Annotated in this window: 25 protein-coding genes; 9 read left to right on the top strand and 16 right to left on the bottom strand. The window is 60.4% G+C overall.

Translation table 11 applies throughout. The annotated features are described in order from the left end of the window. Positions 1–50: 50 nt before the first annotated feature. The 4 genes from AC0V6X_RS01065 to AC0V6X_RS01050 all read left to right on the top strand — a co-directional run bounded on the left by AC0V6X_RS01065 (position 51) and on the right by AC0V6X_RS01050 (position 5,025). A complete protein-coding gene (locus AC0V6X_RS01065; protein WP_486182741.1) occupies positions 51–1,205 on the top strand; it encodes a DUF547 domain-containing protein in 1,155 nt (384 codons plus the stop codon). A gap of 15 nt (positions 1,206–1,220) precedes the next feature. Then, entirely contained in the window at positions 1,221–2,657 is a 1,437-nt protein-coding gene (locus AC0V6X_RS01060) for an SLC13 family permease (RefSeq protein WP_486182740.1), read from the top strand. Positions 2,658–2,818: 161 nt separating this feature from the next. Next, positions 2,819–4,138 carry a cystathionine gamma-synthase family protein gene (locus AC0V6X_RS01055; protein ID WP_486182739.1) on the top strand — a complete coding sequence of 440 codons (1,320 nt, stop codon included), beginning with the start codon at positions 2,819–2,821 and terminating at the stop codon, positions 4,136–4,138. Between the two features lie 41 nt (positions 4,139–4,179). Beyond that, on the top strand, positions 4,180–5,025 hold the full coding sequence (locus AC0V6X_RS01050; RefSeq protein WP_486182738.1) for an SDR family NAD(P)-dependent oxidoreductase: 846 nt from the start codon (positions 4,180–4,182) through the stop codon (positions 5,023–5,025). Here the strand turns inward: AC0V6X_RS01050 and AC0V6X_RS01045 are convergent. Both AC0V6X_RS01045 and AC0V6X_RS01040 read right to left on the bottom strand, forming a co-directional pair. Beyond that, the gene (locus AC0V6X_RS01045) at positions 5,022–5,549 is read right to left on the bottom strand and encodes an NADPH-dependent FMN reductase (RefSeq protein WP_486182737.1); all 528 of its coding nucleotides are present in this window, start codon (positions 5,547–5,549) and stop codon (positions 5,022–5,024) included. The two genes, AC0V6X_RS01050 and AC0V6X_RS01045, sit on opposite strands and share 4 nt — an antisense overlap. Before the next feature lie 5 nt (positions 5,550–5,554). Further along, positions 5,555–6,088 carry a J domain-containing protein gene (locus AC0V6X_RS01040; protein WP_486182736.1) on the bottom strand — a complete coding sequence of 178 codons (534 nt, stop codon included), beginning with the start codon at positions 6,086–6,088 and terminating at the stop codon, positions 5,555–5,557. 180 nt (positions 6,089–6,268) lie between these two features. Here AC0V6X_RS01040 and AC0V6X_RS01035 point away from each other — a divergent pair, with 180 nt between their 5' ends. After that, the gene (locus tag AC0V6X_RS01035; protein WP_486182735.1) at positions 6,269–6,424 is read left to right on the top strand and encodes a hypothetical protein; all 156 of its coding nucleotides are present in this window, start codon (positions 6,269–6,271) and stop codon (positions 6,422–6,424) included. Between the two features lie 47 nt (positions 6,425–6,471). Here the strand turns inward: AC0V6X_RS01035 and pal are convergent, their stop codons facing one another. The 13 genes from pal to hisB form a co-directional block, all read right to left on the bottom strand. Then, positions 6,472–7,005, bottom strand: a complete 534-nt coding sequence (gene pal, locus AC0V6X_RS01030; protein WP_486182734.1) for a peptidoglycan-associated lipoprotein Pal — start codon at positions 7,003–7,005, stop codon at positions 6,472–6,474. 62 nt (positions 7,006–7,067) lie between these two features. Continuing rightward, positions 7,068–8,477 (bottom strand): Tol-Pal system beta propeller repeat protein TolB, encoded by a 1,410-nt coding sequence (tolB, locus tag AC0V6X_RS01025; protein WP_486182733.1) that lies wholly within the window; start codon positions 8,475–8,477, stop codon positions 7,068–7,070. After that, positions 8,478–9,284 carry a cell envelope integrity TolA family protein gene (locus AC0V6X_RS01020; RefSeq protein WP_486182732.1) on the bottom strand — a complete coding sequence of 269 codons (807 nt, stop codon included), beginning with the start codon at positions 9,282–9,284 and terminating at the stop codon, positions 8,478–8,480. Positions 9,285–9,295: 11 nt separating this feature from the next. Continuing rightward, the gene (locus tag AC0V6X_RS01015) at positions 9,296–9,745 is read right to left on the bottom strand and encodes an ExbD/TolR family protein (protein ID WP_486182731.1); all 450 of its coding nucleotides are present in this window, start codon (positions 9,743–9,745) and stop codon (positions 9,296–9,298) included. 133 nt (positions 9,746–9,878) lie between these two features. Continuing rightward, complete coding sequence (tolQ, locus tag AC0V6X_RS01010; protein WP_486182730.1) at positions 9,879–10,601, bottom strand: protein TolQ; 723 nt, start codon at positions 10,599–10,601, stop codon at positions 9,879–9,881. A 3-nt stretch (positions 10,602–10,604) separates the two neighbouring features. Further along, on the bottom strand, positions 10,605–11,078 hold the full coding sequence (locus tag AC0V6X_RS01005) for a YbgC/FadM family acyl-CoA thioesterase (RefSeq protein ID WP_486182729.1): 474 nt from the start codon (positions 11,076–11,078) through the stop codon (positions 10,605–10,607). 101 nt (positions 11,079–11,179) lie between these two features. Then, a complete protein-coding gene (locus tag AC0V6X_RS01000; protein WP_486182728.1) occupies positions 11,180–11,560 on the bottom strand; it encodes a histidine triad nucleotide-binding protein in 381 nt (126 codons plus the stop codon). Between the two features lie 5 nt (positions 11,561–11,565). Continuing rightward, positions 11,566–11,886 carry a phosphoribosyl-ATP diphosphatase gene (locus AC0V6X_RS00995; protein WP_486182727.1) on the bottom strand — a complete coding sequence of 107 codons (321 nt, stop codon included), beginning with the start codon at positions 11,884–11,886 and terminating at the stop codon, positions 11,566–11,568. A gap of 52 nt (positions 11,887–11,938) precedes the next feature. Further along, positions 11,939–12,721 carry an imidazole glycerol phosphate synthase subunit HisF gene (gene hisF, locus AC0V6X_RS00990; protein WP_486182726.1) on the bottom strand — a complete coding sequence of 261 codons (783 nt, stop codon included), beginning with the start codon at positions 12,719–12,721 and terminating at the stop codon, positions 11,939–11,941. Next, on the bottom strand, positions 12,718–13,023 hold the full coding sequence (locus AC0V6X_RS00985; RefSeq protein WP_486182725.1) for a hypothetical protein: 306 nt from the start codon (positions 13,021–13,023) through the stop codon (positions 12,718–12,720). The genes hisF and AC0V6X_RS00985 overlap by 4 nt, the downstream gene beginning before the upstream one ends. A 262-nt stretch (positions 13,024–13,285) precedes the next feature. Continuing rightward, entirely contained in the window at positions 13,286–14,014 is a 729-nt protein-coding gene (gene hisA, locus AC0V6X_RS00980) for a 1-(5-phosphoribosyl)-5-[(5-phosphoribosylamino)methylideneamino]imidazole-4-carboxamide isomerase (RefSeq protein WP_486182724.1), read from the bottom strand. 109 nt (positions 14,015–14,123) lie between these two features. Further along, a complete protein-coding gene (gene hisH / locus AC0V6X_RS00975) occupies positions 14,124–14,750 on the bottom strand; it encodes an imidazole glycerol phosphate synthase subunit HisH (RefSeq protein WP_486182723.1) in 627 nt (208 codons plus the stop codon). A gap of 119 nt (positions 14,751–14,869) precedes the next feature. After that, positions 14,870–15,475 carry an imidazoleglycerol-phosphate dehydratase HisB gene (gene hisB, locus AC0V6X_RS00970; RefSeq protein ID WP_486182722.1) on the bottom strand — a complete coding sequence of 202 codons (606 nt, stop codon included), beginning with the start codon at positions 15,473–15,475 and terminating at the stop codon, positions 14,870–14,872. A 162-nt stretch (positions 15,476–15,637) separates the two neighbouring features. On the opposite strand from hisB, the gene AC0V6X_RS00965 reads away from it, so the two are divergent. Genes AC0V6X_RS00965 through AC0V6X_RS00950 form a run of 4 tightly spaced genes read left to right on the top strand, consistent with a single transcriptional unit; the run spans position 15,638 to position 17,726 of the window. Next, positions 15,638–16,159 carry an SspB family protein gene (locus AC0V6X_RS00965; RefSeq protein ID WP_486182721.1) on the top strand — a complete coding sequence of 174 codons (522 nt, stop codon included), beginning with the start codon at positions 15,638–15,640 and terminating at the stop codon, positions 16,157–16,159. 25 nt (positions 16,160–16,184) lie between these two features. Continuing rightward, the gene (locus tag AC0V6X_RS00960) at positions 16,185–16,595 is read left to right on the top strand and encodes a hypothetical protein (protein WP_486182720.1); all 411 of its coding nucleotides are present in this window, start codon (positions 16,185–16,187) and stop codon (positions 16,593–16,595) included. A gap of 52 nt (positions 16,596–16,647) precedes the next feature. After that, entirely contained in the window at positions 16,648–17,316 is a 669-nt protein-coding gene (gmk, locus tag AC0V6X_RS00955) for a guanylate kinase (RefSeq protein WP_486182719.1), read from the top strand. Positions 17,317–17,327: 11 nt separating this feature from the next. Then, positions 17,328–17,726 (top strand): dihydroneopterin aldolase, encoded by a 399-nt coding sequence (locus tag AC0V6X_RS00950; RefSeq protein WP_486182718.1) that lies wholly within the window; start codon positions 17,328–17,330, stop codon positions 17,724–17,726. Here AC0V6X_RS00950 and pip read toward each other — a convergent pair. Continuing rightward, a complete protein-coding gene (gene pip, locus AC0V6X_RS00945) occupies positions 17,723–18,676 on the bottom strand; it encodes a prolyl aminopeptidase (RefSeq protein WP_486182717.1) in 954 nt (317 codons plus the stop codon). The genes AC0V6X_RS00950 and pip overlap by 4 nt on opposite strands. Positions 18,677–18,678: the final 2 nt, after the last annotated feature.

Below are 18,678 nucleotides of genomic sequence, written 5' to 3'. Positions count from 1 at the left end.
TATCGCCACATCGGTTATGGTATCATCTGACAGCAGGCTATGAGGTTCGCATGACAAACAATCCGCCGTCCTTACAATCCCTTGCTCTCGTCTCTGCCGTCATGCTGCTCCCCGCAGCTATCAGTGCAGCACCGGTCGCTGCGCAAGGGATAGCTGTCGAAGCGACACCCGTTCATGAGGCGAACCCCTTCGCAAAGTTCACACCCACGACCGATCCCATCCGTCATCGGATTGACTACGAAGCGTTCGATTGGATCCTCCAGAACATTGTAATCTCGATGGGGCCTTCCAATCGTCAAACCGCTGGCAGCCTGCCGCCCGCTTTCGGCACGCGCATCCAGCAGGGGCACAATTCGCGCTATCGCCTGGAAGGGTCGCTGGTCTCTTTCCTTTGGCTTGATGACGAAGTGCGCAGCGATCTCGCAGCATATCGACAAGAATTGGAAGCGCTGCCTGATACGCTCGACCTCGCTATGATCCCGCGCAACGAACAGCTGGCGTACTGGATCAACCTGCACAATGTAACGATGCTGGAGCAGCTCGCGGTCCACTGGCCCTTGCGCCAGCCGCGCGCGTTAGAGATTGACGGGGTGTTGCTCGATGATGCCAAGCTGCTGAACGTGCAGGGCGTCTCCATGAGCCTGCGAGAACTGCGCGAGAAGGTCGTCTACGCTAACTGGCGAAGCCCCAAAGTCATCTATGGTTTCTGGCGTGGAGAGATTGGCGGTCCCGCCCTGGAACGCGCCGCATACACGGGTGGCAATGTCAGCTCGTTGCTTGATGTGGCTGCGGTGGATTTCGTGAACTCGCTTCGGGGAACGCAAAAGCGCGGAGACCGGCTGCAAGTCTCCACTCTCTACGAAGAGACAGCCCGTTTTTACTTTCCCGATTTCGAAACGGATGTGCGCGCCCATATCGCTGAATACGCAGAAGAAGATGTGATAGAGCTGCTGGCGAGAACTGACACGGTAGAAGCAACAATTCGGGAACATGACATCGCCGATCTGTCCGGCGGCAGACGCTTGGCCTCTTACCTGTTTATCGACGGTGAGTCTGCCCGCGTCCCGCAGGGCCTTGCCCGGCTGCTCCAGCAACGTGCCACAAAGCTACGCAATATGCGCCGCCGAGATGATCCAACAGGCCGCGTGATCTTCTCAACCATCGACCTGCCGGGCGACCCGCCGAATAAGAACGCGGTGCAATAAGGGCGCACTTCAAGAATGACGATCCGCCATATCGGCCTCTTCCTTGGCCCGCTGGTCTTTGCGCTCACTGCGCTGACTATGCCACCTGCTGGCATGAGTGCGGAAGGCTGGCTGGTGGCTGGTCTTGTTGTGTGGATGGCGGTCTGGTGGATGACCGAAGCCGTCCCGCTCTCTGCCACTGCCCTCCTGCCCTTTGTCTGCCTTCCCTTGGGCGGCGTAATGGGCGCGCGCGACACGGCGAGCGCTTACTATGCACCGATCCTGTTCCTGCTGCTGGGCGGCGCCTTCCTTGCGCTTGCGATTGAACGGACCGGACTGCACAGGCGATTGAGCCTCGCGATCCTGAAGGCAATCGGATCAGAGGGCGGCCAAGTGCGTCTGCTGCTCGCCTTTATGGTCAGCGCGGCGATCTTGTCGATGCTGATCTCAAACACCTCGACATCGCTGATCATGATGCCGATGGCGCTGGCTGTATTGGCTGGAGGAGCCAGCGCATCCGGTCAGACGACCGCCGGGCAGATAAGCACTGATGGCCTGTCCGGCGCGCTTCCTATGGGCATCGCTTTCGCTGCCTCTATCGGAGGGCTTGGTACGATCATTGGATCGCCCACCAATGGGATAGCCGTGCAATTGCTCGACGACATGATCGGGCTGGAGATAAGTTTTGCGACGTGGATGCTGTTTGGCTTGCCAATCGTCATCGTCTCCATTCCTCTCGCTGCGGCCATTATCGCGTGGGTGCAGCGAGTGAACGCGCACCCCTTCGATGTTGCCGCCGCGCGCGCCTCTATCGAAGAGGACAAAGCTTGGAGCAGCGCTGAGAAGCGCCTTGTCCCAATCATCGCGATTGCTTTCACGTTGTGGATGACGCGCCGCTGGGTCGCCCCCTATTTGCCGGAAGACAGCTGGACCGACGGGACAATCGCCGTCCTTGCAGCGCTTGCGTTGTTCGTCTTGCCTGACGGAACAGGCCGCCCTCTACTCAAATGGAGCGAGGCTGACCGCGCACCTTGGGGCGTGATCCTGATGTTTGGAGGGGGACTTGCTCTGGCGGCCGGGATGCAGGCTTCGGGCCTTGCCGGATGGCTGGGTGAGGCCTTGCTTCCGCTTGAAGTTTTCCCGCTCGTCATCATTGCGCTCGCCATCGTTGCCATGGTCATCCTGGTCACAGAATTCGCCAGCAATGTCGCGACAGCCAGCGCGATCATCCCGGTTGTGGCCAGCCTCGCCGCTGGTTTGGGGTTGGGAGAGGATGCGATCCTGCTCGCCCTGCCCGCTGCGATGGCGGCGAGCTGGGGCTTTATCCTTCCGGCAGGCACCGGACCCAATGCCATCGCATGGGCCACCGGTCGTCTGACCATCCCGAAACTCTTGCGCGCTGGCTTGATCCTCGACCTAGTTGGCATCGGCCTGATCGTGGCTATGGTGTGGGGGATTTCCGCTCTGATTTGAGTGCAAACCGGTTGCACATGAAACCAGCGCGCGTTAGTCAAACCACCACATGGCGGGTGTGGGAGAGGCGCTTCTGCGGAGGTTAGAAGCGGGTGGCCCACGCCTCGTCTTTGGGACAGCTCCTGCCTTCCTGGGAGCGCTGTACAGGGAGGAATCCGCATATGACGGACATACCAGTCGACGCCACCGATACGCCTACACCGCGCCGCAAACCCAAACCCGAACGCACTGAAATCAATGGTCGGCCTTTGAAGCCGTCGACGCTGATGATGGGGCACGGCTATGACCCGGACCTGTCAGAGGGATCACTCAAAGCGCCGATCTTCCTTACCTCGACTTTTGCTTTCCCAAGCGCAGCGGACGGCAAGCGGCACTTTGAAGGTATCACGGGCAAGCGACCGGGCGGTGCCGACGGCCTCGTCTATTCGCGCTTCAACGGGCCCAATCAGGAAATCCTCGAAGACCGGCTCGCCATTTGGGACGGGGCTGAGGACGCACTGACCTTCTCCAGCGGCATGACCGCGATTTGCATCCTGATGATGGCCTATGTCAGCCAGGGAGACGTGATCGTCCATTCCGGCCCGCTCTATGCAGCGTCCGAAGGCTTCGTTGCGAAGGTGCTGTCCAAATTTGGCGTCACCTATGTCGACTTCCCCGCAGGCGCGTCGCCTGAGGAGATCGAAGAGGTCCTCTCCAAGGCCAAGTGCCAAGCGGGCGAGAACGGCGGCAAGGTCGCGATGATCTACCTAGAAAGCCCCGGCAATCCGACCAACGCTTTGGTCGATATCGAGGCTGTGGCTACGGCGCGAGAGAAAGTCCTCAAGAAAGAGTGCCCTATCGCAATCGACAACACGTTCCTTGGACCGCTGTGGCAGCGTCCTCTGGATCAGGGCGCGGATATCGTCGCCTATTCGCTGACTAAATATGTCGGCGGCCATTCCGACCTTGTCGCAGGCAGCATTGCTGGCGCGAAGAAGTGGATGGACCCGGTCCGCGCGCTTCGGAACACGATGGGCGGGATCGTCGACCCCAACACCGCTTGGATGCTGCTGCGCTCGCTCGAAACCGTGGAACTGCGAATGCAACGTGCGGGAGAGAACGCGGCGAAGGTCTGCGAATTCCTCGCCAAGCACCCCAAGGTATCGGGCCTCGGCTATCTCGGCATGATTGACGATCCGAGCCAGCAGGACATTTACGACCGCCACTGCAAGGGCGCAGGCTCCACCTTCAGCGTCTTCATCAAGGGCGGCGAGGCGGAGTGCTTCCGGTTCCTCGACAATCTCACCATCGCAAAGCTCGCGGTGAGCCTGGGCGGGACAGAGACGCTCGCTAGCCACCCCGCTTCGATGACCCACTTGTCGGTTGCGCCCGAACGCCGTGAGGCGCTTGGCATAACGGACAGTCTGGTGCGGATCAGTATCGGGATTGAGGATCCGGACGACTTGATCGCGGACTTTGAGCAAGCTCTGGACCACGTCTGAAAGCCAGACTAACTTCTCCCATCACAAGGGAGAGGAACGACATGACAGACTCCATCCGCATGGGCGATCCGAAATCCGTGGCCCTGATCCTTGGCGCAGGTGCCGGGATTGGCGGGAACACGGCCAAGAGGTTTGCGAAAGGTGGCTATCATGCGGTCCTTGCGCGGCGTTCTGATGAGGAGGGGCTGGCCCGCCTGATCGCCGAGATCGAAGCGGAGGGCGGCTCGGCCACAGGCACGCTTCTCAACGCCGTCGACGATGGCACTATCGAGGAACTGGTTGAGCGCATTGAGAGCGACATTGGCCCGATCGAAGTGTGCCTATTCAACCTCGGCGCGCAGATCGGCAACCGCAAATTCTTCGACACGCCGCACAAGGCGTTCGAGCTGGGCTGGCGGATGACAAGTTTTGCCCTGTTCCGGCTGGCTCAGGCGATGTTGCCTGCGATGGTGGCGCGAGGCCGTGGGACGCTGCTCGTCACCTCTGCGACCTCCGCCATGCGCGGCAATGCCGGGCAGCACAGCCACGCAGCGGCCATCGGAGGGCGGCGGATGTTGTGCCAGACGCTCAACGCTGAATTCGCACCGCAAGGCATCCATATCGCCCATATGGTGGTCGACGGCCCCGTCGATGCGCCTGACACTCTGGGCAAACTGCTGGGCGATAAGTTCGAGGCTTACAAAGCGTCCAAGGGCGAGGACGGGGTGCTTGACCCAGCCGCCTTGGCCGAGACCTATTGGCATCTCGCCCACCAGCACCGGTCATGCTGGAGCTTTGAAGTCGATGTGCGTCCCTGGACCGATGTGCCTTGGTGGAATGACAATCCACAAGGCGCGATCAACACCAGTTCGGCAGAGCCGGGTTTCAGGAATCCGAAGCGCGACTAGTCCACTAGTTTCGCCAGCAAAGCGCGCAATTCAGCGTCAAGATCGGCATCCACGAGCTTGCCGGCCTCGCTATCAAAGCTCTGGCCAAAGCTTGGTACCGACAAATGCCCGACCACTTCCGCTCCAAAGCGTGGCATTGATCCAGCAGCAAATTCCAGCACGCTCTGCCCGCCGCGCCCACCAGGCGAAGTGGCGAGCAGGACCAGTTTCTTGCCTTGCCAAACCTCGCGCCCGACGCGGCTGCACCAGTCGAACAGGTTCTTGAAGGCGGCGGTATAGGCGCCGTTATGCTCGGCAAACGAGATGATTACAGCGTCTACCGCGGCAATACGCGCGAGGAAGTCATGCGCCAATTGGGGAATGCCGTCTGCCTCTTCGCGGTCATGGCGATAGAGCGGCATTTCGTAGTCATGGATGTCGAGCGTCTCAACCTCGGTACCCTCAACTAGGCTCGCCGCATATTCCGCCAATTGGCGGTTGATGGAGACGCTGGAATTGCTCGCAGCAAAAGCGAGAATGCGCATATTCGTTACCCCTTCCAGGTCCGGCGCTCTTCGGCGGTTCGCAAGACCTCATAAGCAATTTGGAGCTTCTGGAACTCCTGCGCGGCCTCCTCGTCTCCCGGTTTCACATCGGGGTGCACCAGCTTGGCTTTGGCGCGGTAGGCTTTCTTGATCGCAGCGAAATCAGCGTCCGCCTCCAGCTCCAACAGCTCGAGCGCGCGCATTTCATCTGCACTGCGCGATCCGTCGCCTGATCCTGCCCAGCCGTAATGCGATGCCTCGGCATAACCGGCGCTTTCCTGCCGCTCCGCTTTGGCGCGTTCCTCTTTCTCAGCCTTTTCCAGACCTTCGAAATAGTCCCACTTCTGGTTGTATTCAGCCGCGTGCTTTTGGCAGAAATACCACTTTTCCGGGTTGTTGGGCGATTTGGGCGCGGGGCAATCGCCCGGCTCATTACAGCCCTCGCGGTCGCAGATGCGAACATTGGTCGTCTCACGCGAGGCTTCATAGCCACGCCAGCGGGGGAAGCCCCAATCGTTGGAACGGCGCGCCTTAGGCATTGTCAGCCTGGCTCAGGACTATGTCGTTGGTCGGAGAAGTCACACCGCTAATCTAGAGGGGCTGGCGCATAATGCAAAGATGTGGGAACCAGTTTCTATTCGAAATGTTGCATTGCAATAAATCGGAAACCTTTCGGGCGCTAAAGACGCGCTCAACATTTGAGACGACTACGCCCCCCTATGAGCCACCAACTGACCATATCCAGCCTATTCTCAGCCTTGGCGCTGGTGATGCTTGTGCTGTTTGTGCGGGTGGATGCCATTGGTACGCACAGCGAAGCGCAGCTCAGCGCTCCGTCTTCCTCACCCATTCAGGCCGTGATCGACCTGGGGTAGGAGCCCCCGCCCTGCCCGAGGAGGCAGAGCGGGAAACATCCTTCACATCAATTGATAATGATGCTCGCCGCGCGGCGGTTCTGCGCCCAGGCGGCAGCATTGGACGCGAGCGCCACAGGGCGTTCCTTGCCATAGCTGACGGTACGGATGCGGTTGGCATCGACGCCAAGGCTGACGAGGTAGTTCTTCGCCGAGTTCGCGCGACGTTCACCCAGAGCGAGGTTGTATTCCCGCGTGCCGCGTTCATCGGTGTGGCCTTCGATCGTGAAAGTCAGCTGCGGGAAGCGCGCGAAATACTGCGCCTGCGCCTGCAAAGCCGCTGCATCGGTCGAGTCGATGTTGAACCGGTCGGTGTCGAAATAGATCACGCTGGAGGAACCCACAGCCTGTTCAAAGTGGCTCTGTGAACCCACGCTCGGCCCGGTCGGAGCCGTCGGCGTTGGCGTTGCAGTCGGAGTGGCTGTGTTGGTAGTCACTGGTGCCGGGGGAAGCTCTTCAGGGGCCTTCTTGTTACAGGCAGCAAGAGCAAGAGCCGATGTCATCAGTACGACCGTGGCAGTCTTTGAATGGGAAAAAGTCATCGTTTTGGACTCCTATAATTTGCCGTGCGTTTCCCGCTCCGGCGGGCATAAAGGGAAAAGGATCAGTCTCGAATTGGTCCCCAGGCTGGGTCTGACGCGTCCACCGGCGTCGGGAGTCTCCTCTCGTTGCGACCGGTAAGGTCGACTTGCCAAAGCGAGGACCGACCCGAATCGCGAGTGGTCCGGAAGAACTGGATGATACGCCCATTGGGCGCCCATGTCGGCGCTTCGTCCTGCCATCCGCTCGTCAGGACGCGCAAACCGCCTCCCGATGGCGTCATGACGGCGACGTTGAAGTCGCCGGCAATACGCGTGAAAGCGATCTGGTCGCCGCGCGGGCTCCACTCTGGTGTCGCACAGCGCCCTCCGAAAAAGGTGATGCGGCGTTGGTTGGAGCCATCGGCGTCCATCACATAGCATTGCTGCGTGCCCGAACGGTCGCTTTCAAACACGATACGTGATCCGTCAGGGGAGTAGCTGCCGCCGATATCGATGCCCGGCGTGTTGGTCAGCCGCACACTTTGCCCACCGGTTACGGGCACGCGGTAAATGTCGGTGTTGCCCGCCACGGCCATGGAATAGAGGATATGCTCCCCATCCGGCGACCAACGCGGGGCAAGGGTCGGATTGCGGTTCTCCGTCACTAAGGTCTGCTGCCCGCTGCCAATGTCATAGACATAGATGCGTGGGTTCCCATCGACATAGGAGAGGTAGAGGATCTTCGAATAATCAGGCGAATAACGCGGGGTGAGAGCCGTCGCGCTGCCCAGTGTGATGAAGCGGTGGTTCGCCCCGTCTGAGTCCATCACAGCGAGCCGCTTGACCCGGTTATCCTTCGGTCCGGTCTCGGCGATATACGCGATGCGGCTATCGAAGAACGGGTCTTCGCCGGTTAGCTGGGCGTATATGATGTCGGAGCACTTATGCGCCGCGCGCCGCCAATCGGCAGGGCGCACGACATAACCTTCGCGGATCAGCTCTTCCTGAAGCGCGACGTCATAGAGGTAGCAGCCGACAACCAGCCGCCCATCTTCGCGCGCTTGGACAAAGCCATGGACCAGCATCTCTGCCCCGCGCCCAGACCAGCTGGCCCAGACGGGCGATTTCACTTGAAGGAAATCGGGCGAAGGAAGGCTATCCGGGCCGGTGGGCTTGAACAGGCCATTGTTACGCAGGTTCGCGGTGATGACCCGCGCGATCTCTAGCCCCAGAGCCCGCGTTCCATCGGCATTGGCAGGGGTCGGCGAGTTGCGGTCGGTTGCGAAGGCAGGGATCGCAATACCGAGATCGTCAAAATCCCCCTGGGCCGAGACGGTGCCGCGCAAAGGACCGTCGTCATCGTCCTCCGCACCCTCGATGATGACGTCTTCGACCTGACCACCTTCAGCCAGCGGTTCGCCAAGGTCTTGAGCCCATGCCGGCGTTCCGACGATGAGGGCGAATGCAAAAAGGATGGTGACTGTCTTTTTCATCTAAAGCTCAATGTTGAATTCCCACTCGAGATCGTCCCATCGATTATAGAACTGCTCGGGCAGGTTGAAAGGTGCAGCTTGACGAACCGCCCGGATAGCGCGGTCGCAGTGGAGTTCGGCTTGTGGGCTGTTTCCCGGGGTGACGCTGCTGGAGATGTTGCGGCAGCGCGGCGTTCCCTTGAGCGAGCCGTCGGGGCTCAGCTCCCACGAAACGATGGAGCGCAGTTTGTCGGCATCCACTCCGCTGGGCGGACGCCAGTGGCGGCTTAATTGGCGGGAGATAGCGGCGGCAAGCGAGGCACGTTCTCGCCGCCCGAATGTGGGTGCAGGTGCGCTGGTGTTGTCGGTGCTGGTCGAGGAGCCGCTGCCTTCAAGGAAATTGTCGCCGATGCGGCTGCCGCCCCCTTGGCTTGCATTGCGAGCGGGCGTTTGCTGCTCACGGTCGGGGCGCGAACGAGGACGCTCGGGCACAGTGTTGCGCGATGTCGCACGGTTGTTGCTGCGCGTTTCAGGAGCAGACGTGAGCGCTTGCGGTGTTGCCTCAACCGGGTCGCTCTCAGGCACAGGTGCCTCGGGCGTTTCAGCCAAAGTTGGAGCAATCGCGGCGCGGCTTTCGGAGGCGGGATCGGGCGCGGTCGCTTCCAAGCTGACCTCGCTCGCCAAACTCACGGAGACACGCTCTGGCGGGGTGAATGGGTCGGGCGCGATGAACATCTGCACGAAGAGAACGCCCGCCAGCAGGACGTGCAGCAGCAAGGCGACCAAAAGGCCGACCTTGTCCTCTGTACGGAATGCCGTTTCTCCCATTAGCTAACCCGCTATGGCACGTTATCTGAACTGTCGGTGACTTGCGTTATCTCGGTGATCCCCGCGCGGCTCAGCTCACCGAGAACCGCCATCACCCTGCCGTAATCGAGCGCCTCGTCACCGCGCAGGACGATCGGCGGCATCTCGCCATCCGCGCCCCGATCAATCGCGGCGAGAGCATCGGGAAAGCCGCCGACGGGCACAGGCTCATTCTCGATGTAGATGCGGCCTTCGCTATCTATCGTGATGTTGATCTGGTCGGGGACTTGCGGCGCTGCATTGGCGCGGCTGTCGGGCAGCTCAATCGGAACACCGACAGCGGGCAGAGTAACCGTCACCATGAAGATAATGAGCAAGACCAGCATCACGTCGACCAGCGGCGTGACATTGATCTCCGCCATCGCCGCGCGGCGAGAGCGGCGGCCTTTTCCGCGTGAGGAGGAGGATAGACTTACTGCCATCTAAGAACTTCCAAAGAGGGACTCGTCATCGGCTGCATCGCAGCCGCAAGGGCGACCGCCCGCCCGCAGCGGGCGCAGATCTGCTGCGCATCTAGCGAGGATCGCGCGCCCGGATGGGTGTGCGAAAAGCAAATCACGCTTTATCCAATTCACGGCTCAGCCCAGCGTGCACGCGGTCGGCGAAGCGTTGCAGCTTGGCTTCATAGACATTTACGCTGGCGGTGAAGCGGTTGTAGGCGATAACGGCCGGGATCGCTGCGAACAGACCGATTGCGGTTGCAAACAGGGCCTCTGCAATGCCGGGCGCCACCACGGTAAGCGAAGCGCTTTGCTGGTCGCCGATCTGGAAGAAGCTGTTCATGATGCCCCAGACGGTCCCGAACAGCCCCACGAAAGGCGCGACCGAACCGGTGGTTGCAAGGAAGGTGAGTTTGGAGGCCAGATCATCCGCTTCCGCTGCGACCTGCCCTTCCATCGCCGAACCAATCCGTTGGCGAGTGCCCTCACGATCGACGGGAGCCGCCTTGGTCGAGCGCTTCCATTCGTCGAGTCCCGCACCCGCAATTCGCGCAGAAGGCACTTGTGAGCGGTACTTCTTCGACAGCACCGCCTCACGATCCTTGGAGCTCCAGAAATCCTCCTCATACTCGCGCGACTTCTTGCTGAGGCCGCTCATGCGCAGATTGAATGAGACAATGATCGCCCAGCTCCAGATGCTGGCAAGGATCAGCCCGATCATCACCGCCTGAACGACGATATCGGCGTCCAAAAAAAGCTCGATTGGATCAAGCCGCGCAGGGCCAGCCGCGGTCTCCACGGCCTGTGTTGCAACCGCGCTAAGCAGATTAAATGACACGTTCTAAGCGTCCTTTCCCGTCATAAATTGATCAAACGCCGACCGCCATTCGCGCGGCTGACGCTTGGGGCGTCCGGCGAGCGAAATGTAGCCGACACGCAAAGTGGCCTCGCAAAGCGCTTCTTCGCCGCGCCGCGCTATCTGGTGCATCTCGCAGCTCGCCGCACCCAGTTTCGTGCAAGTGGTTTCGATCACCACATCATCGTCAAGCTTTGCTGGGCGCAGATATTTGAGGTGGATCTCTGAGACCGCATAGGCCCCGCCTTCCTCTCCCGCTTCTATCTCAGCCCGCTGGTCGATCTTCAGCATCCGCAGCAAGTCCGACCGCGCTCGTTCAAACCAGCGCAGATAGTTGGCGTGATAGGTAATGCCCGAGAGGTCAGTATCCTCATAATAGACACGCACCGCGTAAAGGTGCCGCGTGCCGTCAATGACACCATCAGGAGGATTGGGGGCAGAAGAGGGGGGTTGAACCATTTGCGGGCCAATTAACGCAAGCGAATCCGGCATGCCAGCGGCAAATGCGGTTTGTGCGATGAATATTGGTAGAACGAAGGGTCTGAAACGGCGAGTTGAACCTACTTTTTCCAGATCATCGGGCCCAGCGGCTCTCCGCCAAAGATGTGAACGTGCAAGTGAGGCACTTCCTGACCGCCATGCGCGCCGATATTGGCCATCAGGCGGTAGCCGGGTTCGACCAGCCCCTTCATGCGAGCAACCTCGCCGACCGCGCGAACAAAGCCTGCGATCTCATCAGCGGAAGCCTTGGCCGAGAAGTCGTCCCAGCTGACATATTTGCCTTTGGGTATCACCAGCGTGTGAATTTCGGCCTGAGGATTGATGTCCTCGAACGCGAAAGCCCAGTCATCTTCGTACACCTTGTTCGAGGGGATTTCCCCACGCAGGATCTTCGCGAAAATGTTGTCATCGTCATAGGGAAGCGTCGGGTCGATCGGCATGCGTCTTAGTCCTTTGGGCTCCTGCTAGCCTTCTCTTCGAGGCCCGAAAGCCCCTCGCGCCGGTCCAGTTCGGCGAGCACATGGTCAAGGCTCACGCCCTTGGCCTGCAGCAGGACGAGCAGGTGAAACAGCAAGTCGGCGCTTTCGCTCACCAGTTCTTCATTGCTGCCGGAGACCGCCGCGATCACCGCTTCGGTGGCTTCCTCGCCGAGCTTCTGCGCGATTTTGGGCAAGCCCTTGGCGTTCAATTTGGCGACGTAGGACGTATCCGGAGACGCCGCGCGGCGCTCGGCGATAGTCTGTTCAAGGCGTTCTAGTGTGCTCATCGGGTCGCTTCTCTCTCAAACCCCGCGCACGGGCAAGCCTGCTGCGCGCATCTTAGACGCCTCGGGCGGGCAGGCCCGCCGCTCGGAGGGCCGCATGCGCCTCGCTGATCGAGTAAGTGCCGAAATGGAAGATCGAGGCGGCCAGGACCGCGCTGGCCCTGCCTTTGGTCACGCCCGCTACTAGATGATCGAGCGTCCCCACCCCTCCGCTTGCTACAACTGGAATGCTAACGGCATCGGCGATGGTGCGGGTGAGGTCGAGATCGTAGCCTGCCTGCGTCCCATCCCCATCCATCGAGGTGACGAGCAGCTCTCCCGCGCCAAATTCCGCGACCTTCTTCGCATATTCAACCGCGTCGATACCGGTGGGTTTGCGCCCGCCATGGGTGAAAATCTCCCACTTGGGAGCCGGCTCGCCTATGGTCGGCACAACGCGGCGCGCATCGACACTCGCGACGACGCATTGACTGCCGAATTTGGCGGCGATCTCGCTGACCAGCTCTGGACGAGCCACCGCCGCCGAGTTGATCGCCACCTTATCCGCACCCGCCAGCAGCAGCGCGCGCGCATCCTCGACACTGCGCACCCCGCCGCCCACGGTGAGCGGCATGAAGCACACCTCGGCTGTCCGCTTGACGATATCGAGCAGCGTGCCGCGCCCTTCGTGGCTGGCGGAAATGTCGAGAAAGCACAGCTCATCCGCCCCCGCTTCATCATAGGCGCGCGCCTGCTCAACCGGGTCGCCGGCGTCCTTGAGATCGACGAAGTTGACGCCCTTGACGACGCGGCCCTCGGCCACGTCAAGGCATGGGATGACACGGATGCGGACGGTCATTGTGGAGCGGCCTCTAAGGTTAAGGTGTATGTGCGTTCGCAGTCATCGCCATCGCACTCGTCTTCATCCACCAGCCAAGGCATCGCGGCAATCGGCCAAAGCAGGCTGAGCAAGAACGCTCCACCCATCCCATAGACCAACCCCTCGCGCCCATATTTAGGCGCAACATAATGCGCAACGCCCAGCGCGAGCAGCAGGAACACAACCACGTTGATAAGCGCGATGAACAAGTAGCCGCCCGACACTGTATACCCACCCAGAGCAGTGAGGATCAGAAAGAGGGAGCCGATGAAGCGGTACATTAGACCCCTGCACCCATTGCGTTCACTTTGGTCAAGACAGGGTATGGAGAGGAGTCGGGAGTAGCTAGCAAGCCCTCAATGCCATAGTAAGCAGTCGCAACCGCCAGAGCGGCGCAAAGGCCAACCCATGCCCAGTACGCCAGCGGCTGATCACTTCTCTCAAGATCTTTAGGCGCGAAGCCAGCGTGCCCTGACTTGAGCGACCGATAGCAATTGGTTGCGAAGATAGCGCTGAGCGACAACTGAACCAGCGATTCGAGCATCACGCCCGCGCGCCCATCTGGATCGCTGCGGCGAGGTCCAGCTTGCCTTCATACAGAGCGCGGCCTGTGATGACGCCTTCGATGCCGAGATGCGCTTGGATCGAGAGGACGTGGATGTCTGCGATGCCTTTCACGCCGCCGCTTGCGATGACGGGGATATCGACCATTTGCGCCAGTTCCACGGTTGCATCGATGTTGACGCCTTTGAGCAATCCATCGCGGCCAATGTCGGTGAACAGCAGCGAGGCGACGCCTGCATCCTCGAACCGGCGGGCGAGGTCTGCCACCGGCACGTCAGAGACTTCCGCCCAGCCCTCGGTCGCGACCATTCCGTCTTTCGCGTCCACGGCGACGACGATGCCGCCCTCCCATTCGCGCGCCATTTCCTTGACGAATTCAGGGTCTTTGAGCGCGGCTGAACCCATCACCACGCGTGCGACGCCGAGGTTGAACCAACCTTCGACCGCCTTGGCGTCACGGATTCCTCCGCCGAGTTGGACGTAGCCCGGGAAGCGCTCGACGATGGATTTGACCGCCTCAACATTGCGCCCCTCTCCCGCGAAGGAACCGTCCAGATCGACGACATGGAGGTGTTCAGCCCCGGCCTCGGCAAAGATCATCGCTTGGGCGGCAGGATCGTCGCCATAGATTGTGGCGCGGTCCATATCGCCCTCGGCCAACCGCACGACTTCGCCGCCTTTGAGGTCGATGGCAGGAAATACGATCATGATCTCAGTTCCCCTAATCGGTCATCCCCGCGACAGCGGGGACCCAGGGTGTCCGGGCACCGCGCGTGCCGCACTGGGTTCCCGCTTTCGCGGGAATGACAAATAGGCTTCACGGCCGCCATGACAAAAACCTTTCTAGCGTCGCCAGTCCATAGGCCTGGCTCTTCTCAGGGTGATATTGCACGCCGACAATATTGCCGCGTGTAACGGCGGCGACAAGGCCCTCTCCGTGGTCGGTCAAAGCGGCGATGTGATGCGGATCGTCAGCGACGAAGTGGTAGGAGTGGAGGAAATAGGCCTCCCCTTCCTCGATCACCTCATGGCCGCGCGCATGGGGCATGATCGCCACATCGTTCCAGCCCATATGCGGTACCTTGATGCTCGTATCATGCGGTTCGATCAGGCGGACCTCTCCGGGAATCCACCCTAGGCCTTCATGCGAGCCATATTCGAGGCCCCGATCCGCGAGCAGCTGCATCCCGACGCAAATGCCGAGGAAGGGCGCTCCGCCCATCTGCACCCGCTCGGTCAGCGCCTCTACCATACCGGGCACGGCATTGAGCCCATCTGCACATGCCTTGAACGCGCCCACTCCGGGCAACACGATCCGGTCTGCTGCGCGCACGACATTGGCATCAGCAGTGACGGAGACATTCGCTCCGACCGCTTTCAGCGCATTGTGAACCGAATGGAGATTGCCCGCGCCGTAATCTACAAGAGCAACGATCTCAGGCATTTTTGCTTTGCGCAGCCCCATCCGGGGCTGCGTCCTCGCTAGACGCCTTCCGCTTCGCTACAGGCCCGCTGCGGGCGGGCGGTCGCCCTTGCGGCTGCTGAGCAGCCGTTTGGCTCCAATCAGCCACCCAATTGCCCCTTCGTGCTGGGGATCGCCTCGCCTTTGCGCGGGTCGCGCTCAACCGCGATGCGCATTGCGCGGGCAAAGCCTTTGTAAATGCTCTCACAAATATGGTGGTTGTTCTCACCATAGAGCAGTTCGATGTGGAGCGTCAGACCAGCGGACTGCGCGACACTCTCAAACCAGTGGCGGATCAGTTCGGTATCCCATTCGCCCAACTTCTCTTGCGAGAAAGCGGCCTTCCACACGCAATAGGGCCGCCCCGAAATATCGAGCGCCACGCGGCTGAGCGTCTCATCCATCGGCGAATAGGCACTGCCATAGCGGCCAATCCCGGCCTTATCGCCCAGCGCCTCGGACAGAGCCTGTCCCAGCGCAATCGCTGAATCCTCAGTCGTGTGGTGCTGGTCGACGTGGAGATCGCCCTCCACCTTCATCGTCACATCGATCAGCGAGTGTTTGGAGAACTGCTCGACCATATGATCGAGGAAACCGATCCCGGTGGACACGTCATAGGTCCCGGTCCCGTCGAGATTGACGGCGATGTCGATCTTGGTCTCAGCGGTGGCGCGCTGGACGCTTCCTGTTCTTGCAGCTTTGCTCATGACCCCTCGCGCTATAAGCGCACTCGTGCGAGGTGCAAGCGCCATGCGAAGGTCGCAAAGGCGCCGGTCCAAGCTAAATGCGATGAAACGCGCAACAATCTTCAAGTACAAATCACGAAACGCTTGACCCGCGCCCAATGCGAAGTCACGATTCAGAAAGTGATGACTGAAGACACACCAGATAGCCTGATCCCGTATGATGAGATCGTGCAGGAAGCGCTGCGCGCTGTGGTCGGCCGTGTGCTGGGTGAGATTGAGCGGGGCGGGAGTGAGCTTCCGGGCAATCATCACTTCTACATAACCTTCAAAACCGGCGCGCCCGATGTCGATATTCCCGACCATCTGCGTGAGCGGTTTCCCGATGAGATGACCATCGTTCTCCAGAACAAGTTCTGGGACTTGGAAGTACGCGAAGATGGCTTTGGTGTGGGTCTCTCGTTTAACCAGATTCCTGCCAAGCTCAGCATCCCCTTCGCCGCGATCACCGCCTTCGTCGATCCAGCGGTTGATTTTGGCCTGCAATTTCAGGCCTCTATCTCAGAGATGGCTCCCGAAGAGCATGAAGATGCGGAGAATGATGGTGCGGGCCAAAGCGCACAAGCACCCGCAGCTGAAGGCACAGCCGGAAGCGAGGAGGATGGCGGCTCCAACGTTGTGACGGTCGATTTCGGTCGCAAGAAGTAAGCGCTTTTCAAAGGGCATCGGACCTATGACCAAGCGCAAACCGGAAACGCCTCCCCCCGACCAAGATCAGGCCGAAGATGACGCAGGCGGCGCGCTTGCTGCGATGAAAGAGGCCGTTCCTCTGCCCAGCGACAATCCCGGCACCAACCTGATGCTTGCCTATGTCATCGTCAAAGGCGCCTCAGGCCTGTTCAGCGCTGATGTCCGCCGGCGCATTGATGAGATTGGCAATCCCACCAAAGGCAGCCTTTCCAAGCTGGATGGAAAGGCCATCCTGACAACACTTGGTCTGTATGGCGCGAGCAAAATTGCGGGGCGTTCGCTCCCCGGCCTCGCCTTGCTGACCGGAGGGTTGGTCGCAAAGACGCTCTATGATCGCGGAAAAGCGCGGCAAATGCGTGAGGCGAAAGAGGCTGAGCCGCCGCAAGAGGAATAATCCGCGCGCATTCCCCTTGATTTCGCCCCCTTACATGCGGCAACGGCTGTGCATGGGCGAACCAACTGATCCTCACACCGCTGACGCCGAAGCCGACAAGCTGCACCGCCGCGGGCTTCTTTTCATCCTCTCATCGCCGTCGGGAGCGGGGAAGACGACCTTGTCGCGCATGCTGCTGGAGGCGGATGATGAAATCCAGCTTTCGGTCTCCGCCACGACGCGACCTCCGCGCCCCGGTGAAGAGGATGGCAAAGACTATTATTTCGTCTCCGATGACAAATTTGACGAGATGGTCGAGACGGACGACTTTTACGAATGGGCGCATGTCTTCGACCACCGCTATGGCACGCCCAAAGGCGCAATCCGTGAAGGGTTGAAAGAGGGGCAGGACTACCTCTTCGACATTGACTGGCAGGGCACGCAGCAGCTGAAGCAAAAGGACGATCAGGATGTAGTCACTGTGTTCGTGCTTCCCCCCAGCCTCAAAGAACTGCGCAACCGCCTGGAGGGCCGCGCGCAGGATTCCGCTGACGTCATCGATGCGCGGATGGAGCGTGCGAAGGCCGAGATCAGCCACTGGGCCGAATACAAATATGTCGTCATCAATGATGATGTAGACGAATGCTTCGCCAAGGTCCGCGAAATCCTCCATGCAGAGCGCATGCTGAGGAAACGCCAAACCGGAATGATCCCCTTCGTACGTGAGCTGATGGGCTCTTAACGGACACTCGGATGCACAGCACGATTGTTCTGGAAGCGCTCGAACTGGCGCTGGACCTTGGGACCTATGGCCCCGGAGACGTTAAGCCCGACGCGCATCTGCTGGACCTGACGCTGACGATTGATCCCACGCTGGTGCTGATCCCGCGCGATCGGATGTCCTATGTCTTCGACTATGACCCGTTGATGGTCGAGATCGACCGACTGGCGCGCGATGGCCATTACGAGACGCAGGAATATCTGATGACGCGGATTGCGAAGGCTTGTGCAGGCTACCGCGTGATCGAAGCGGCACAGATCAAGCTCTACAAACGCACCGTTTTGCGCGATGCCGATGGCAAGGGTTCGGGCACTCTGGGCGTGACGCTTTCGCTCGACCGGTCGGAACTCGACGCTTTGCTTGAGGGCTAAGCGTCCTTCAACTTCTCGATTCCTGCCAAAAACGCCCGCGCCAATCCCGCATTGACCAGGGCATGCGCTCCGCGCTGGGCGATGTTCAAGGTCGATCCGGGCCAAGCTTTGTGCAGCAGCCAGGCGGACTCAACCGGCGTCGTCACATCATAGCGCCCAGCCGCGATATGGCAGGGCAAGTGATTGATCTTGGGTACATTATCCAGCAGCGGGGCGTCCTTCAGGAAGAAGCCGTTTTCGCAATAGTGCGTGAAAAAGCGCGCCAGTGGCAACGCAAAGGCATGGTCTTTAAACTTGGCCTGCGGGACATGGATCGGGTGCATCGCAACCGTCGCGAAGGAGAACCGGGCGAGAGCCTCTGAAGCGGGGCCGTGCACCGCCGGGTCTTCATCCATCAGACGGGTGTAGAGGCTGTGGCACGGCTCCGCCCGCTCGCTTTCCGACATCCCATCACACATCGCATCGAAGTGATCGGGGAACAGCATCCGCGTGCCTTCCCACCACCAGTCAATGTCCCTTTGCCGTGCAAGGATCACGCCGCGAAAAGCGAACCCAAGGCACCGATCAGGATGCGTCTCGCCATAGGCTAGGCCGAGGATCGAGCCCCAGCTGCCACCGGTTACGAACCAGCGATCGATCTCCAGATGCTCGCGCAAGGCTTCCAGATCGGCAACGTTCGATTGCGTCGTGTTTCCCTCGGTCACAGCAAGTGGTCGGGAGAGGCCTGCTCCTCGTTGATGGAGCAGAACGATGCGATAATGCTCTGGATCGAAGTAGCGCCGGTCGACTGGGTTGGTCCCTGCTCCGGGACCGCCGTGGAGATAGACCACGGGGCGGCCTTTGGGATTGCCGCAGGTCTCCCAATAGATGGTCGTGCCCGGAGCGACCTCCAAATGGCCGCTCTCATAGGGCTCAATCTCAGGGTAGAGGAAGGCGTGGTCGTAGTTCATTG

Source organism: Erythrobacter sp. S267, from assembly GCF_057365045.1.
This window is presented reverse-complemented; position numbering and strand designations above follow the sequence as displayed.

Excerpts from the sequence above, each read along its gene's own strand:
- gmk (WP_486182719.1), top strand. The coding sequence starts at position 16,648 with ATGGGCGAACCAACTGATCCTCACACCGCTGACGCCGAAGCCGACAAG.
- AC0V6X_RS01005 (WP_486182729.1), bottom strand. The coding sequence starts at position 11,078 with ATGGTTCAACCCCCCTCTTCTGCCCCCAATCCTCCTGATGGTGTCATT.
- pal (WP_486182734.1), bottom strand. The coding sequence starts at position 7,005 with ATGACTTTTTCCCATTCAAAGACTGCCACGGTCGTACTGATGACATCG.
- hisF (WP_486182726.1), bottom strand. The coding sequence starts at position 12,721 with ATGACCGTCCGCATCCGTGTCATCCCATGCCTTGACGTGGCCGAGGGC.
- AC0V6X_RS01060 (WP_486182740.1), top strand. The coding sequence starts at position 1,221 with ATGACGATCCGCCATATCGGCCTCTTCCTTGGCCCGCTGGTCTTTGCG.
- hisH (WP_486182723.1), bottom strand. The coding sequence starts at position 14,750 with ATGCCTGAGATCGTTGCTCTTGTAGATTACGGCGCGGGCAATCTCCAT.
- AC0V6X_RS00995 (WP_486182727.1), bottom strand. The coding sequence starts at position 11,886 with ATGAGCACACTAGAACGCCTTGAACAGACTATCGCCGAGCGCCGCGCG.
- pip (WP_486182717.1), bottom strand. The coding sequence starts at position 18,676 with ATGAACTACGACCACGCCTTCCTCTACCCTGAGATTGAGCCCTATGAG.
- tolB (WP_486182733.1), bottom strand. The coding sequence starts at position 8,477 with ATGAAAAAGACAGTCACCATCCTTTTTGCATTCGCCCTCATCGTCGGA.
- AC0V6X_RS01045 (WP_486182737.1), bottom strand. The coding sequence starts at position 5,549 with ATGCGCATTCTCGCTTTTGCTGCGAGCAATTCCAGCGTCTCCATCAAC.
- AC0V6X_RS00950 (WP_486182718.1), top strand. The coding sequence starts at position 17,328 with ATGCACAGCACGATTGTTCTGGAAGCGCTCGAACTGGCGCTGGACCTT.
- hisB (WP_486182722.1), bottom strand. The coding sequence starts at position 15,475 with ATGAGCAAAGCTGCAAGAACAGGAAGCGTCCAGCGCGCCACCGCTGAG.
- AC0V6X_RS00965 (WP_486182721.1), top strand. The coding sequence starts at position 15,638 with ATGACTGAAGACACACCAGATAGCCTGATCCCGTATGATGAGATCGTG.
- AC0V6X_RS01035 (WP_486182735.1), top strand. The coding sequence starts at position 6,269 with ATGAGCCACCAACTGACCATATCCAGCCTATTCTCAGCCTTGGCGCTG.
- AC0V6X_RS01000 (WP_486182728.1), bottom strand. The coding sequence starts at position 11,560 with ATGCCGATCGACCCGACGCTTCCCTATGACGATGACAACATTTTCGCG.
- AC0V6X_RS01055 (WP_486182739.1), top strand. The coding sequence starts at position 2,819 with ATGACGGACATACCAGTCGACGCCACCGATACGCCTACACCGCGCCGC.
- AC0V6X_RS01015 (WP_486182731.1), bottom strand. The coding sequence starts at position 9,745 with ATGGCAGTAAGTCTATCCTCCTCCTCACGCGGAAAAGGCCGCCGCTCT.
- AC0V6X_RS00985 (WP_486182725.1), bottom strand. The coding sequence starts at position 13,023 with ATGTACCGCTTCATCGGCTCCCTCTTTCTGATCCTCACTGCTCTGGGT.
- hisA (WP_486182724.1), bottom strand. The coding sequence starts at position 14,014 with ATGATCGTATTTCCTGCCATCGACCTCAAAGGCGGCGAAGTCGTGCGG.
- AC0V6X_RS01020 (WP_486182732.1), bottom strand. The coding sequence starts at position 9,284 with ATGGGAGAAACGGCATTCCGTACAGAGGACAAGGTCGGCCTTTTGGTC.
- AC0V6X_RS01065 (WP_486182741.1), top strand. The coding sequence starts at position 51 with ATGACAAACAATCCGCCGTCCTTACAATCCCTTGCTCTCGTCTCTGCC.
- AC0V6X_RS01040 (WP_486182736.1), bottom strand. The coding sequence starts at position 6,088 with ATGCCTAAGGCGCGCCGTTCCAACGATTGGGGCTTCCCCCGCTGGCGT.
- AC0V6X_RS00960 (WP_486182720.1), top strand. The coding sequence starts at position 16,185 with ATGACCAAGCGCAAACCGGAAACGCCTCCCCCCGACCAAGATCAGGCC.
- AC0V6X_RS01050 (WP_486182738.1), top strand. The coding sequence starts at position 4,180 with ATGACAGACTCCATCCGCATGGGCGATCCGAAATCCGTGGCCCTGATC.